General features: G+C 56.1%; 13 protein-coding genes. 1 reads left to right on the top strand and 12 read right to left on the bottom strand.

The window, feature by feature from the left end; translation table 11 throughout:
• Window positions 1-149 precede the first annotated feature (149 nt).
• The 12 genes from nuoL to ABLU86_RS07355 form a co-directional block, all read right to left on the bottom strand.
• Window positions 150-1,991 carry an NADH-quinone oxidoreductase subunit L gene (nuoL, locus tag ABLU86_RS07410; RefSeq protein WP_015706160.1) on the bottom strand — a complete coding sequence of 614 codons (1,842 nt, stop codon included), beginning with the start codon at window positions 1,989-1,991 and terminating at the stop codon, window positions 150-152.
• Window positions 1,988-2,290 (bottom strand): NADH-quinone oxidoreductase subunit NuoK, encoded by a 303-nt coding sequence (gene nuoK / locus ABLU86_RS07405; RefSeq protein WP_004865088.1) that lies wholly within the window; start codon window positions 2,288-2,290, stop codon window positions 1,988-1,990. The genes nuoL and nuoK overlap by 4 nt, the downstream gene beginning before the upstream one ends.
• On the bottom strand, window positions 2,287-2,841 hold the full coding sequence (nuoJ, locus tag ABLU86_RS07400) for an NADH-quinone oxidoreductase subunit J (RefSeq protein ID WP_015365591.1): 555 nt from the start codon (window positions 2,839-2,841) through the stop codon (window positions 2,287-2,289). Before nuoJ ends, nuoK begins: the two co-directional genes overlap by 4 nt.
• A gap of 11 nt (window positions 2,842-2,852) precedes the next feature.
• Window positions 2,853-3,395 carry an NADH-quinone oxidoreductase subunit NuoI gene (gene nuoI / locus ABLU86_RS07395; protein WP_015365590.1) on the bottom strand — a complete coding sequence of 181 codons (543 nt, stop codon included), beginning with the start codon at window positions 3,393-3,395 and terminating at the stop codon, window positions 2,853-2,855.
• 14 nt (window positions 3,396-3,409) lie between these two features.
• Window positions 3,410-4,387, bottom strand: coding sequence for an NADH-quinone oxidoreductase subunit NuoH (gene nuoH / locus ABLU86_RS07390; protein ID WP_015365589.1), 978 nt, complete (start codon window positions 4,385-4,387; stop codon window positions 3,410-3,412).
• Window positions 4,384-7,110 (bottom strand): NADH-quinone oxidoreductase subunit NuoG, encoded by a 2,727-nt coding sequence (gene nuoG / locus ABLU86_RS07385; protein ID WP_348796143.1) that lies wholly within the window; start codon window positions 7,108-7,110, stop codon window positions 4,384-4,386. Before nuoG ends, nuoH begins: the two co-directional genes overlap by 4 nt.
• A 32-nt stretch (window positions 7,111-7,142) precedes the next feature.
• Entirely contained in the window at window positions 7,143-8,480 is a 1,338-nt protein-coding gene (nuoF, locus tag ABLU86_RS07380; protein ID WP_015365587.1) for an NADH-quinone oxidoreductase subunit NuoF, read from the bottom strand.
• On the bottom strand, window positions 8,477-8,977 hold the full coding sequence (gene nuoE, locus ABLU86_RS07375) for an NADH-quinone oxidoreductase subunit NuoE (RefSeq protein WP_015365586.1): 501 nt from the start codon (window positions 8,975-8,977) through the stop codon (window positions 8,477-8,479). The genes nuoF and nuoE overlap by 4 nt, the downstream gene beginning before the upstream one ends.
• Before the next feature lie 2 nt (window positions 8,978-8,979).
• Complete coding sequence (gene nuoC / locus ABLU86_RS07370) at window positions 8,980-10,788, bottom strand: NADH-quinone oxidoreductase subunit C/D (RefSeq protein ID WP_015365585.1); 1,809 nt, start codon at window positions 10,786-10,788, stop codon at window positions 8,980-8,982.
• Window positions 10,789-10,876: 88 nt separating this feature from the next.
• On the bottom strand, window positions 10,877-11,551 hold the full coding sequence (gene nuoB / locus ABLU86_RS07365) for an NADH-quinone oxidoreductase subunit NuoB (RefSeq protein WP_002913178.1): 675 nt from the start codon (window positions 11,549-11,551) through the stop codon (window positions 10,877-10,879).
• Window positions 11,552-11,566: 15 nt separating this feature from the next.
• Complete coding sequence (nuoA, locus tag ABLU86_RS07360) at window positions 11,567-12,013, bottom strand: NADH-quinone oxidoreductase subunit NuoA (RefSeq protein WP_002913181.1); 447 nt, start codon at window positions 12,011-12,013, stop codon at window positions 11,567-11,569.
• Between the two features lie 652 nt (window positions 12,014-12,665).
• Entirely contained in the window at window positions 12,666-13,592 is a 927-nt protein-coding gene (locus ABLU86_RS07355; protein ID WP_334755323.1) for a LysR family transcriptional regulator, read from the bottom strand.
• Between the two features lie 883 nt (window positions 13,593-14,475).
• Here ABLU86_RS07355 and alaA point away from each other — a divergent pair.
• Window positions 14,476-15,693 (top strand): alanine transaminase AlaA, encoded by a 1,218-nt coding sequence (gene alaA, locus ABLU86_RS07350; RefSeq protein ID WP_015365583.1) that lies wholly within the window; start codon window positions 14,476-14,478, stop codon window positions 15,691-15,693.
• The last annotated feature ends 52 nt before the right edge of the window (window positions 15,694-15,745 follow it).

Here is a 15,745-nt window from a genome sequence, read left to right as displayed (position 1 = left end):
AAAGTCCCGTTCAGGACCGATTTTCAACGAATTCGACTACATTCACGTTTGAGGGCGATTTGTTGTGTCGGGTGGCGATTCGCTTACCCGACCTACGGTTTCGTAGGCCCGGTAAGCAAAGCGCCACCGGGCAAAACCGCGCGCTCAAATCAACGCAGTACCATCAGCAGAGCCAGCACCACCACCGCGCCAATGCTCATTGAAGCCACATACCAGCGCAGATAGCCGTTCTCGCTCACCAGCAGACCTTTGCCTGCGAAGCGGGACAGAATCGCCGGGATATTCATCAACGAGTTCAGCGGATCGCTCTTCAGCAGCCAGGCAATGCCGAGGAATGGTTTGACGAACACTTTGTCGTATAACCAGTCGAAGCCCCAGGCATGGAACCACCAGGTGCCGAAGAAGCGGCCAGGCGCGCTGTTGGCGATGGAAGTCACCAGCGTACGTTTGCCCAGCCACAGCCATGCGGCGATCAGGATGCCGGCGATAGCGATAATCCCGGAGGTCATTTCCAGCGTCATCACGCTACCGTGAGCGAGCTCAGTGGTCTGCGGCAGTACGCCTTCCAGCGGCGGCACAATCAGCGCGCCAACGAAGGTGGACAGAATCAGCAGCACAATCAGCGGCAGATGGTGGGTAATCCCCTTCCCTGCGTGCGCGTGAATTTGCTCTTTACCGTGGAACACGATGAAAATCATACGGAAGGTATACAGCGAGGTCATAAAGGCGCCGACCAGGCCCGCTACCATCAGATTGATATGACCGTTGGCCATCGCGCCAGCCAGAATCTCATCCTTACTGAAGAAGCCTGCGGTGATAAGCGGCAGAGCGGACAGCGCCGCGCCCCCCACCAGGAAGCAGACATAAACCAGCGGAATGGATTTGCGCAGGCCGCCCATCTTGAAGATGTTCTGTTCATGATGGCAGGCGAGGATCACCGAACCGGACGACAGGAACAGCAGCGCTTTAAAGAACGCGTGCGTCATCAGGTGGAAGATCGCTGCGTCCCATGCCTGCACGCCCAGCGCGAGGAACATGTAGCCAATCTGGCTCATGGTCGAGTAAGCCAGCACACGTTTGATGTCGGTCTGCACCAGCGCGGCGAAGCCCGCCAGCACCAGCGTGATTGCGCCAACGATACCGACCAGATGCAGCACTTCCGGCGTCATCAGGAACAGGCCGTGGGTACGGGCAATCAGGTACACGCCCGCGGTCACCATGGTAGCCGCGTGGATCAGCGCAGAGACCGGCGTTGGGCCCGCCATCGCATCGGCAAGCCACGTTTGCAGCGGCAACTGAGCGGATTTACCGACCGCGCCGCCGAGCAGCATCAGCGTCGCCCACTGCAGCGTGGTGCTGCCGTTTGCGAAGTGCTGCGGCGCCAGCTCAACCATTTCGCGGAAGTTCAAGGTACCCAGTTCGTTATAAAGAATGAACAGCGCGAAGGCGAGGAACACGTCGCCGACGCGGGTGACCACAAACGCTTTCATTGCCGCGGCGTTGTTCTTCGGATCGGTGTAATAGAAGCCGATCAGCAGGTAAGAACAAAGACCCACGCCTTCCCAACCCAGGTACATCAACAGCAGGTTATCGGCCAGCACCAGAACGACCATGCTGGCGATAAACAGGTTGGTATAAGCGAAGAAGCGAGAGTAGCCCTCTTCGCCGCGCATGTACCAGGAGGCAAACATGTGGATCAGGAAGCCGACGCCGGTTACCACGGAGAGCATGGTCAGAGACAGGCCATCCAGCACCAGGTTGAAGCCGATGTTGAAATCACCGACCGACATCCAGTTCCACAGCGGTACGCTGACCGCCTGTTTGCCGTTAGCGAAAAAGTCGACGCCGACGTACGCCGTCACCAGCGCCGCCAGGCCTACCGAGCCCATCCCAACGGTGGCGGAAAGATTTTCCGACCAGCGTCCGCGGGAGAAGGCCAGCAGCACAAAGCCAATCAATGGCAGAAGAATGGTTAAGGCAAGCATGTTCATCCACGCAACTCACTTACTGAATCGATGTTCAGGTTCTGGCGGCGACGATGGAGCTGCAGCAGCAGCGCCAGACCGATACTCGCTTCCGCAGCCGCGAGGCTGATGGCGAGGATATACATAATCTGACCATCAGTCTGGCCCCAGTAGCTTCCCGCGACCACGAATGCCAGCGCGGCGGCGTTAATCATGATTTCCAGGCTAATCAGCATAAATAGCAGATTGCGGCGGATCACAAGACCAGTCAGGCCGAGCACAAACAGGATGGCGGCGAGGATCAGTCCATGTGTTAAGGGGATCATGCGTGTTCCTCCGTTTTTCTTTTGTCGCTGTCATTCACGCGGTTGCTCAGCACCTCACCTGCGCGCTCTTCGCGGCCAATGTGGAAGGCGACAACCAGGCCCGCCAGCAGCAGCATGGAGGCCAGCTCCACCGCCAGGACGTACGGCCCAAACAGCGCAATACCCACTTCTTTGGCGTTGATCGCCGCGCCGTCGATACCCTGGTCATTAATGCCCAGGATGGCGTAAACGATAACTACCAGCAGCACCGCGGAAAGGATGGCCGGGCCAATCCAGATCCCCGGCTGCAGCCATTTGCGTTCCTGTTCGATCTCGGTGCCGCCCAGGTTGAGCATCATCACCACGAACACGAACAGCACCATAATGGCCCCGGCGTAAACGATGATTTCCAGCGCACCGGCGAAGTAAGCGCCCAGCGAGAAAAACACCCCGGCAATCGCTAACAGCGAAATGATCAGGTACAGCAGCGCGTGCACCGGATTGGTGTGGGTGACGACCCGCAAGGTTGCGAGGATGGCTATCAGGCCACAGATATAAAAAGCGAATTCCATTGCCCCTCTCCTTACGGTAACAGGCTCTTGACGTCGATTGGCTTAGCTTCGTTTTCCGCTTCGCCCTTATCTTTGCCGTCGATTGCCATACCCGCCATCCGGTAGAAGTTATATTCCGGGTATTTGCCCGGACCGGAAATCAGCAGATCCTCTTTTTCGTACACCAGATCCTGACGTTTGTATTCGCCCAGTTCGAAGTCCGGGGTCAACTGAATCGCCGTGGTCGGGCACGCTTCTTCGCACAGGCCGCAGAAAATGCAGCGTGAGAAGTTGATGCGGAAGAACTCCGGGTACCAGCGGCCATCTTTGGTCTCTGCTTTCTGCAGAGAAATACAGCCAACCGGGCAAGCTACCGCACACAGGTTACAGGCAACGCAGCGCTCTTCACCGTCCGGATCGCGCGTCAGCACGATACGGCCACGATAGCGCGGCGGCAGATATACCGGCTCTTCCGGGTACATCTGAGTTTCACGTTTGGCGAAGGCGTGCATCCCGATCATGCAAATACTGCGGACCTGGGTGCCGAACCCTACCAATAATTCTTTTAAGGTCATGTTCAATTCACCCCTTATTGCGCCTGCCAGAGAATGACAGCCGCCGTTACCAACAAGTTGACCAGCGTTAACGGCAGGCATACCTTCCAGCCAAAGGACATTACCTGGTCATAACGCGGACGCGGTAATGATGCGCGGATCAAAATGAACATCATCATGAAGAACGCGGTTTTCAGCGCGAACCAGATGAAAGGCGGTAACCACGGGCCATTCCAGCCGCCGAAGAACAGCGTAACGATCAGCGCTGAAACGGTGACAATCCCGATGTATTCGCCGACGAAGAACAGACCGAATTTCATACCGGAATATTCAATGTGGTAACCATCGGCCAGTTCCTGCTCCGCTTCCGGCTGGTCGAACGGGTGACGGTGACACACAGCCACGCCGGCGATGGCGAAAGTGACGAAGCCAAAGAACTGCGGGATGACGTTCCACAGATGCGCCTGGTTGTTGACGATATCGGTCATGTTGAATGACCCCGCCTGCGCCACCACGCCCATCAGGGAGAGACCGAGGAACACTTCGTAGCTCAGCGTTTGCGCGGAAGCACGCATCGCCCCCAGCAGCGAGTATTTGTTGTTACTCGACCAACCGGCGAACAGGACCGCGTAAACCGCCAGGCCTGCCATCATCAGGAAGAACAGAATACCGATGTTCAGGTCGGCGACCACCCACGACGGGCTAACCGGCACGATAGCAAAAGCCAGCAGCAGCGAAGTAAAGGCGATAACCGGCGCCAGAGTAAAGATCACGCGATCGGAGAAGCGCGGGATCCAGTCCTCTTTGAAGAACATCTTGATCATGTCGGCGACCAGCTGCAGCGAACCGCCCCAGCCCACGCGGTTAGGTCCGTAGCGGTTCTGGAACAGGCCGAGCAGACGACGCTCGCCGAAGCTCATGAACGCGCCGCAGGTGACGACCACCAGCAGAATGACCACGGCCTTCAGGATGCTTAACAAAATGTCGATAAGATCCGGCGTTAACCAACTCATGCTTGCGCCTCCTGCAGTGAATCAATACGCGCCCCGGCCAGTACCGGCGCGATGCCCGGCATGCCCATCGGTAAGCCAACCTGTCCCGCGGCCAGCCCTTCAGAAATAACCAGCGGCAGACTCAGCGTCTGGCCTTCAACGCTGAAGGAAACCATCGCCCCGGCATTGACGCCAAGCTTTGCGGCATCCGCCGGGTTCAGCTTGATGTACGGCTCAGGCATCCGGCTCTGGAACACCGGAGAACGCTGCGACAGCTCATCGCTGCCAAACAGGTGGTAGTAAGGCGCGATACGCCATTTGCCCTCTTCCGCGTGGAAGCTGGCCGGAACCGCCGTGAAGTACTCCAGCCCGCTGGCGGAAGCTTCAATCAGACGCACGCCCGGATCGCCGTGGCGCAGTTTACCGCCCACTTCATCCTGGAATTTGTTCCATGCCTGCGGGGAGTTCCAGCCCGGCGCCCACGCAAACGGAATTTGCGAACGCGGCGCGGACGGCTGGTTGTTCCCTTCCATCGAGAAGGCGAACATAGTGTCTTTATCCTGCGGTTGGCGCGGTTCGTGCACGCTGATGTTGGCGCGCATCGCCGTGCGGCCGCTATAGCGGTGCGGTTCACGCGCCAGCTTCTGACCGCGAATGCGGAAGGTCGCATCCGGCGCGGCATCTTTAATGCCCGCCAGCTGCGGCAGCGCCGCAATCGCCGCATCGATGACGTGGTCCAGCTGCGTCCAGTCAACCTGACGGTTGTTGACGGTGCTGTGCAGCGAATGCAGCCAGCGCCAGCTTTCCAGCATCACGATTTTCGCGTCGTAGTAAGCCGGATCGTAAACCTGGAAGAAACGCTGGGCGCGGCCTTCGTTGTTCACCACGGTACCGTCGCTTTCAGCAAAGCTTGCCGCGGAGAGCACCAGGTGAGCTTTGTCCATAATCGCGGTGCGCTGATGATCAACCACCATCACCAGCGGCGCTTTCGCCAGCGCAGCGTCGACGCGCGCGGCGGAAGCATGACGGTGCAGGTCGTTTTCCAGCACGATAACCGCATCTGCGGCACCGCTTTCCAGTTCGTCCAGCGCCTCTTCAAGCGAGCCGCCGCCGATCATGCCCAGGCCAACGCTGTTCACCGCGCGGGCGACCATAGTCACGCCAACATCGGCGCCGCGGCCTTTCAACGCTTTCGCCACGTTGGCGGCAGCCTGAATGATTTCCATGCTGCCGGCGTTAGTGCCGGAGATAATCAGCGGTTTTTTCGCCCCGGCCAGCGCCTGAACGATCACATCAACTTTACCCTGCAGGTCATGGCTCAGGCCATCAACCGCCGGCGCGCTGTTGTCCAGCGCATGGGCGATAGCAAAGCCCAGACGCGCCTGATCTTCCACCGGCGCGCGATAGGTCCACGCCGCGATGTCATCGAGGCGCGTGTCGTCGATATTAGTGACGAATAACGGATGCTTGGCGCGCTGTCCGATGTTGAGAATCGCCGCAATCTGCCAGTCGGCCACTTTCTGCGCCGCCGCCATTTCGCGTGCTTTCCCTTTCACCGCCTGGCGTACCGCCAGGGCAACGCGCGCACCGGTCTGGGTAATATCTTCGCCCAGCACCAGCACCGCATCGTAGGATTCGATATCGCGCAGCGTCGGGGTATGGATCCCGCCTTCACGCAGCACTTTGAGCATCATCTGCAGGCGCGCTTGTTCGCCTTTAGCGATGCCGGTATAGAAGTTTTCGCTACCGACCAGCTCACGCAGCGCGAAGTTACTTTCAATGCTGGCGCGCGGAGAACCGATACCAATGACTTTCTTCGACTGGCGCAGGATATCCGCCGCCCCCTGCATCGCCTGTTCGGCGTTGAGCGCGATCAGATCGTCGCCGCGGCGCTGAACCGGCTGACGCGGACGATCTTTGAGGTTTACGTAGCCATAGCCGAAACGACCGCGGTCGCAGAGGAAGTAGCGGTTAACGGTGCCGTTATAGCGGTTTTCGATACGACGCAGCTCGCCATAGCGTTCGCCAGGACTGATGTTACAGCCAATGGAACACTGCTGGCAGATGCTCGGCGCAAACTGCATGTCCCACTTACGGTTGTAACGCTCGGAGTGCGTTTTATCGGTGAAGACGCCGGTCGGGCAGACTTCAACCAGGTTACCGGAGAATTCACTTTCCAGCGTGCCATCTTCCGGGCGGCCGAAGTAGACGTTGTCATGAGCGCCATAAACGCCCAGATCGGTGCCGTCGGCATAATCTTTATAGTAGCGAACGCAACGGTAGCAGGCGATGCAGCGGTTCATTTCGTGAGAAATAAACGGCCCCAAATCCTGGTTGCGGTGGGTACGCTTGGTGAAACGATAGCGGCGGAAGCTATGGCCGGTCATGACCGTCATATCCTGCAGGTGGCAGTTGCCCCCCTCTTCGCAGACCGGGCAGTCGTGCGGGTGGTTGGTCATCAGCCACTCCACCACGCTTTCGCGGAACTGCTTCGCTTCGCCGTCGTCAATAGAAATAAAGGTGCCGTCAGATGCCGGAGTCATACAGGACATCACCAGGCGACCACGCGTGTCTTCCGCGTTCTGATATTGCTTCACCGCACACTGGCGGCAAGCACCGACGCTCCCTAGCGCCGGGTGCCAGCAAAAGTATGGAATATCAAGACCAAGAGAGAGACAAGCCTCTAGCAGGTTGTCCGCTCCGTTGACCTCGTATTCTTTGCCGTCTACATGAATCGTAGCCATTTGCGTGCTTCCAAAAATAAAAAACCTTTAGATTACCAGCGCGTCTTAAGCAGGTTCGGCTGAATACCGTTAATTGCATGGGTATTGCTGAACTGCTGCTTAATGCCAGCCTCGAATTCTTCGCGGAAATATTTGATAGCGCTCTGCAGCGGTTCAACCGCGCCCGGCGCGTGCGCGCAGAAGGTTTTACCCGGCCCGAGGAATCGACACAGTTGCTCAAGAGTTTCGATATCGCCAGGCTGGCCTTCGCCGCGCTCCAGGGCGCGCAGGATCTTCACGCTCCACGGCAGGCCGTCGCGGCAAGGCGTACACCAGCCGCAGGATTCGCGGGCAAAAAATTCTTCGAGATTGCGCACCAGCGGAACCATGCCGATCTCGTGGTCGACGGCCATCGCCAGCGCGGTGCCCAGACGGCTACCTGCTTTACCAATGCTTTCAAACTCCATCGGCAAATCGAGGTGCGCTTCGGTCAGGAAGTCGGTACCGGCGCCGCCCGGCTGCCAGGCTTTAAACTTCAGGCCATCGCGCATGCCGCCGGCGTAATCTTCGAGGATCTCGCGCGCGGTAGTGCCGAACGGCAGCTCCCATACGCCCGGATTCTTCACGCGCCCGGAGAAGCCCATCAGCTTGGTGCCGGCATCTTTGCTGGTTGAAATATTCTGGTACCACTCCACGCCGTTGGCGAGGATGGCAGGGACGTTGCACAGGGTTTCAACGTTGTTGACGCAGGTCGGTTTGCCCCACACGCCGGAGCTCGCCGGGAACGGCGGCTTGGAGCGCGGGTTCGCGCGACGGCCTTCCAGCGAGTTGATAAGCGCCGTCTCTTCACCGCAGATATAGCGCCCTGCCCCGGTGTGCACGAACAGCTCGAAGTCAAAACCGGTACCGAGGATATTTTTCCCCAACAGGCCCGCTTCGGTAGCTTCGGCAATCGCACGACGCAGATGCTGCGCCGCTTCGATATATTCGCCGCGCAGGAAGATGTAACCACGGTAGGCCTTCAGCGCAAAGGCGGAGATCAGCATGCCTTCCACCAGCAGGTGCGGCAGCTGTTCCATCAGCAGACGGTCTTTATAGGTACCCGGTTCCATTTCATCGGCATTACACAGCAGGTAACGGATGTTCATGGACTCGTCTTTCGGCATCAGGCTCCACTTCAGACCGGTGGAAAAGCCCGCGCCGCCGCGCCCTTTCAGGCCGGCGTCTTTTACCGCATTGACGATTTCATCCGGCGCCATGCCGCTTAAGGCCTTGCGCGCCCCTTCATAACCGTTTTTGCTGCGATACTCGTCCAGCCACACCGGCTGCTTGTCATCGCGCAGACGCCAGGTTAATGGATGCGTTTCGGCAGTACGAATAATGGTTTTCATTTATACCGCTCCAGGAGGTCAGGAATCGCTTCCGGCGTCAGATAACTGTGCGTGTCGTCATCAATCATCATGGTCGGCCCCTTGTCGCAGTTGCCAAGGCAACAGGTCGGCAGCAGCGTGAAGCGGCCATCAAAGGTGGTTTGACCCGGTTTGATGTCCAGCTTTTTCTCGATAGCCGACTGGATCCCCTGGAAACCGGTGATATGGCACACCACGCTGTCGCAGTAGCGGATCACGTGACGGCCAACCGGCTGGCGGAAGATCTGGCTGTAGAATGTCGCCACGCCTTCGACGTCGCTTGCCGGGATCCCCAGCACATCGGCGATCGCGTAGATCGCGCCATCCGGCACCCAGCCGCGCTGTTTTTGAACAATTTTCAGCGCTTCGATGGACGCCGCACGCGGGTCTTCGTAGTGGTGCTTTTCGTGCTCAATAGCCTCACGCTCTGCCGCACTCAGCTCAAAAGCCTCGGTTTGTGGTTGTTGATTCTCGTGCATAATTAGCGGTCCACGTCTGACATAACAAAATCGATACTACCCAGATAGACGATAAGGTCGGATACCAGGCTGCCGCGGATCGCCGCCGGGATCTGCTGCAGGTGCGCATAGCTCGGGGTACGAATACGGGTACGGTAGCTCATGGTGCTGCCGTCGCTGGTCAGGTAGTAACTGTTAATCCCCTTCGTCGCTTCAACCATCTGGAAGGATTCGTTGGCCGGCATCACCGGGCCCCAGGAAACCTGCAGGAAGTGCGTAATCAGGGTCTCAATGTGCTGCAGCGTGCGCTCTTTCGGCGGCGGCGTAGTCAGCGGGTGATCCGCTTTGAACGGGCCTTCCGGCATATTATCGAGGCACTGCTGGAGAATGCGCAGGCTCTGGCGCAGCTCTTCCACTTTCAGCATCACGCGGGTGTAGCAGTCGGAAACGCCGCCGCCGGTCGGGATTTCAAAGTCGAAGTTTTCGTAGCCAGAATAAGGACGCCATTTACGCACGTCGAAGCCGATACCGGTCGCGCGCAGACCTGCGCCAGTGGTGCCCCACTCCAGCGCTTCTTTTGCGGTGTAGGCGGCAACGCCTTTGGAACGGCCAATCAGAATGGTGTTGCGCAGCGCGGCTTTCTCATAGGAATCCAGGCGCTTCGGCATCCACTCAAGGAATTCACGCAGCAGGCGATCCCAGCCGCGCGGCAGGTCGTGGGCGACGCCGCCGATGCGGAACCACGCCGGGTGCATACGGAAACCGGTGATCGCTTCGACCAGATCGTAGATTTTCTGACGGTCGGTAAAGGCGAAGAAGACCGGGGTCATCGCGCCGACGTCCTGAATAAAGGTCGAGATATACAGCAGGTGGCTATTGATGCGGAACAGTTCGGACAGCATCACGCGGATCACGTTCACGCGATCCGGCACGGTGATCCCGGCCAGTTTTTCCACCGCCAGCACGTATGGCATCTCGTTGACGCAGCCGCCGAGGTATTCGATACGGTCGGTGTACGGGATGTAGCTGTGCCAGGACTGGCGTTCGCCCATTTTCTCCGCGCCGCGGTGGTGGTAGCCGATGTCCGGCACGCAGTCGACGATCTCTTCGCCATCCAACTGCAGAATAATACGGAATGCGCCGTGAGCGGACGGGTGGTTCGGGCCGAGGTTGAGGAACATAAAGTCCTCGTTTTCGGTGCCGCGCTTCATACCCCACTCTTCCGGCTTGAAGGTTAACGCTTCCATTTCCAGATCCTGCTTGGCTTTGGTCAGCTCAAACGGATCGAATTCGGTGGCGCGCGCCGGATAGTCTTTACGCAGCGGGTGGCCTTCCCAGGTCGGCGGCATCATGATGCGGCGCAGATTCGGGTGACCGTCGAAGGTCACGCCAAACATTTCCCAGGTTTCACGCTCATACCAGTTGGCGTTAGGGAACAGTTTGGTGAAGGTCGGCAGATGCAGATCGTTTTCAGACAACGCCACCTTGAGCATGATATCGCGGTTGCGGTCTACTGAGATCAGGTGGTAGAAAACGGAAAAATCCGCGGCTGGCAAGCCATCGCGGTGCGTACGTAAACGTTCGTCCATGCCGTGCAGGTCAAACAGCATCACGTAAGGTTTCGGCAATCTCTTCAGGAAATCACCCACCTCAAGCAGCTGTTCGCGCTTCACCCACACCACCGGAACGCCGGTACGGGTAGGCTGAACGGTAAAGGCATCCGGCCCAAAACGGTTGCGCAGTTCGCCGATCACCGGGTCATCAAGGTGATCGCGGGTTTGCCAGGCTGGTGCGGCGTCATGCGCGGTTAAATCAGTCATATTGTTCACCATTGCAAAAGGTCCGTGGTGACTGCCGGGCGAGGCTTCGCTGCTTTTGTAGATTGATTTGCGAAGTCTGGTTCCCGCCCGCAGGCGCAAGTTAAATCTCGTCCGGAGTCCGCAGATTGGTCACCGCAATTCGTTCGCCGCGTTTACGCTCGCGCTCGGATTGCATGTTGGCGCGATAGACGCCCTGATCGCCAACCACCCATGAGAGAGGACGGCGCTCTTTACCAATGGATTCCTGCAGCAGCATCAGCGCCTGCATATAAGCTTCCGGACGCGGCGGACAGCCCGGGATGTAAACATCCACCGGAATAAACTTGTCCACGCCCTGAACGACGGAGTAGATATCGTACATCCCGCCGGAGTTAGCGCATGCGCCCATAGAGATAACCCACTTCGGCTCCAGCATCTGATCGTACAGGCGCTGAATAACCGGGGCCATTTTGGTGAAGCAGGTACCGGCGACCACCATCAGGTCGGCCTGACGCGGAGAGGCACGCAGTACTTCCGCGCCAAAACGCGCAACGTCATGCACCGCAGTGAATGACGTCACCATTTCTACATAGCAGCAAGACAGGCCGAAGTTGTACGGCCAAATCGAGTTCTTACGGCCCCAGTTCACCATGTCATGCAGCGCGTGTTCGAGTTTCCCCATATACACGCTTTTATTGACTTCTTGCTCCAGGGGGTCAGTTACGATCTCCTGTTTTTGCAGGGGGTAACGGTCGTTCTCACCGTTAGGATCTATGCGGGTGAGCGTATAATCCATCTTATTGCCTCGCTTTTACTGCATATGACGGTTAGTGGGACTGTCTGTTTCCGGGTTAACCAGCGTGCGACGGGAACGCGCAGGCGTCCAGTCCAGTGCGCCGATGCGAACGAGGTAAACCAGACCAGCCAGTAGCACTAAAATGAAAATTGCGGCTTCCACAAAGCCAACCCAGCCGCTTTCGCGAATGGATGTTGACCATGCGTAGAGATACAGGGCTTCCACGTCGAAGATAACGAAGAACATGGCGACCAGATAAAACTTCGCAGAAAGACGTAAGCGGGCCGAACCAACGGAGTCGATCCCCGATTCAAACGGCGTGTTTTTGCTACGCGCGCGCGCGCGACCGCCGAGGTACCAGCCGCCGACGAGCATCAGGCAGCACAGACCGATAGCGATGATGAGAAATATAGCGAATGCCCAATGATGAGCGATGACTTCAGTGGATGTTGACATACGCATTGCTTAACCAAAAAAGTGTAGCGCCAAAACCCTCTGCTCTTGATGGCAGATGAACGCCACAGCGTTTCACGGGAGGAATAAAAAAATGACCTTGCAAAAAAGCGTCCCTGGTTGATGAGGAAGCCCAAATGCCGTGGCTTTTTACCCCTTTCTTTAACCTTTTGTCAACTTTAACAAAAGTTTTAACTACATTAATTTACATTGGAATATTTTCATTAACATTAAATGCCCTTTGTTGCGTAATAACCTTGCATATCATTCGGATTTAGTGTTGTTGAATCGTGTCCGTTTTAGACGTAAATCAATTTCGCCAATCTATTTTGACAGGATTTGGCCGCGATTCCTCCCCCCAAGTAGGGGTATTTTCTTGATCTGTGACACGCTTTTGTTAATTACATCTGGAAAACGGCAACAATCCGTCCGGTTTTTTAACATTAGCAGGAAGTATTGAAACTGCAGCTAAAAACAGAGAAACAATGGTCGCTTTCAACCCAACTCATTGATTCATTTATCAATAAATTATTAAACTGCTTAAAATCCTTGTAAAATATAAAAAAAAAGAGCCACTGACCCCATTTTGTCGGTCGGCGGCTCTTTTTTACACTTACATTTTGTTACCGGATTATTGTGATCGATATATGATAATTCGGCTTTATGAAACCAGAGAACTGTCTCCCCCTTCCGGGGTATACAGCGTTTCCGTGTTCCACGGATTATGGTCCTGGCTCAGGGACTGGAAAATCGCCTGCGCCAGTTCGTTTTCCCGCTGCGGATTGCAGCTCAGCACATAGTGGGTATCAGGCAAGCCCGGTAGGCCATCGCTTTTACCCGGCACCCGTAACTCCGGACTCATCATTTCTACCGGACGCGCGGTGACGCCAAGGCCCGCTTTCACCGCCGCCTTCACCCCGGCTAAAGAACTGGCGGCATGCGCCAAATGCCAGGGAACCTGCGCGGCGTTCAGCGCGGAGATGATATCTTCGCGAAACGGCCCGGACTCTTCGAGCAGCACCAGCGGAACGGATTCACCCTGCGCCAGTACGTAATCCGCGGCGCAGTACCACAGCGTCGGCGAGGTACGCAGCGTCAGGACGTCAAATTCGCCGGTTTGATGCGTCGTTAATGCCAGGTCGATCTCGCCGCAGCCCAACTTCGCGACGATATCGGCGTAATTCAGGACCTTTATTTCCAGCGTCAGTTTGGGATAGAAGCTGCCGATTCGGTTGAGCAGGTAAGGCAGGATGGTATCCGCCGTTTCATCGGAAGCGCCGATAGTCAGCGTCCCCTGCAGGCTGCCAAACATCAGCGACATGCAGGCCTCATCATTAAAGCGCAGTATTTTGCGCGCGTAGCTGAGCAGTTGGATCCCCTGCTCGGTCAGTAATTTATTGCGCCCATGACGGGCGAAAAGCTCTTTGCCTACCAGTTGCTCCAGGCGCTGCATCTGCTGACTGACGGCGGACTGGGTACGACATACCGCGGCAGCGGCCGCCGCGAAGGTGCTCAGATCGGCGACGGCGACGAAGGTCCGCAGCAGATCGAGATCGAGATTCAGTATCGGACGATTTGCATTTATCATATTTCTTCACTTACAGGCGCTAATGCTGGCCTGCCTTGTTGATGCTGTATCCAGGTTTCCGGCTATTCCATGAGCCTCGTGCCGAGCGGACAAATTCCGCGGAGGACAACTGGAAGAACGTCATTGCATGTGAAAGCACTCGTTCGCGACAAATGTGCGAAAAATTTGAGTAATATTTTGTTCGTAGCTCTACGCATTTTTAATTACTGAGACTTAGGTTATGTGATGAATCTCAAACAAAGTCTGCAATAACAGATGTCGTTACGCCAGGAAGCCCGACACGCATAACAACGCCTGCTGAACACAAACAAAAAAGCCTGCAATAACAATATATTAATAAAATCACGCCGTTAAACAGAGGTTTACACGTCGATATTAACTGTCTTATCCTAACCGAAAACCACAATATTTATAAGCGCTAATCAGTATTATCTAAGGTAATTTTAAACTTTTTTGCAGCACTATAATTAAATTAACAAAAGCCGAAATAATCCATGCAATCAAATATACCTGATTCATTCATTGGCATGTTTTATTAAAAAAAATTAACATAGTTGCTACAGTCGCCATCGCCCTCTTTTTATTAGCATAGTGTCTTTTAGCGGTTAAAATTCCGGCAAACCGCTTTTTCCTTCAGCAACAAACCGGATAAACATCCATGTAATCACCTAATACGCGCAACATAAAACCATTCAAAAACCCATACCAGGCACATTATATAAAGAATAACGCCATTACACAGATAAATTCATTACTCTAAAAAAATACTATTAGCAAAATCTTCTCCTGTTAACCCTTCAAAACAGCGGGGATGCGGAGTACATTGTTCCGTGCTGACTTCCACGGCAGGGAGTGGCGATAACAGCTAAAAGGTCAAAGGTTCATGTCCCCTATCGAAAAATCCAGCAAGTTAGAGAATGTCTGTTACGACATCCGCGGTCCGGTTCTCAAAGAAGCAAAACGCCTTGAAGAAGAAGGCAACAAAGTACTCAAGCTGAATATCGGCAACCCGGCGCCGTTCGGCTTCGATGCGCCTGACGAAATTCTCGTCGACGTTATCCGCAATCTGCCGACCGCCCAGGGCTACAGCGACTCAAAAGGTCTCTATTCCGCCCGTAAAGCGATTATGCAGCACTACCAGGCGCGCGGGATGCGCGATGTTACCGTGGAAGATATCTATATCGGTAACGGCGTGTCCGAGCTGATCGTCCAGGCTATGCAGGCGTTGCTCAATAGCGGCGACGAAATGCTGGTTCCGGCCCCGGACTACCCGCTGTGGACCGCTGCGGTCTCCCTTTCCAGCGGCAAAGCGGTGCACTATCTGTGCGACGAATCTTCAGACTGGTTCCCGGACCTCGACGATATCCGCGCCAAAATTACGCCACGCACCCGTGGGATCGTCATCATTAACCCGAATAACCCGACGGGCGCCGTTTATTCCAAAGAACTGTTGCAGGAGATCGTCGAGATCGCCCGTCAGCACAACCTGATTATTTTCGCCGACGAAATCTACGACAAGATCCTGTACGACGATGCCGAACACCATTCGATCGCCGCGCTGGCGCCGGATATGCTGACCGTCACCTTTAACGGACTGTCGAAGACCTATCGTGTCGCCGGTTTCCGCCAGGGCTGGATGGTGCTTAACGGGCCGAAAAAGCACGCCAAAGGCTATATCGAAGGGCTGGAAATGCTGGCCTCGATGCGCCTGTGCGCCAACGTCCCGGCGCAACACGCTATCCAGACCGCGCTGGGCGGCTATCAGAGCATTAGCGAATTTATCATTCCGGGCGGGCGTTTGTATGAGCAACGCAACCGCGCCTGGGAGTTAATCAACGAGATCCCGGGCGTTTCCTGCGTCAAGCCGAAAGGCGCGCTGTACATGTTCCCGAAAATCGACGCCAAACGCTTTAATATCCACGATGACCAGAAAATGGTGCTCGACTTCCTTCTACAGGAGAAAGTGCTGCTGGTTCAGGGCACCGCCTTTAACTGGCCGTGGCCGGATCACGTGCGTATCGTCACCCTGCCGCGTGAAGATGACCTGGAAATGGCGATTTCCCGCTTTGGCCGTTTCCTCTCCGGCTATCATCAGCTTTAATCGCGCCGCCGCCGGTATTTGCATCCGGCGGCGATCCCTGCGCACAATGGAA

The organism is Klebsiella sp. JN_Kp121 (assembly GCF_040062145.1).
In the GTDB taxonomy this organism is placed as follows: Bacteria; Pseudomonadota; Gammaproteobacteria; order Enterobacterales; family Enterobacteriaceae; genus Klebsiella; species Klebsiella aerogenes.
This window is presented reverse-complemented; position numbering and strand designations above follow the sequence as displayed.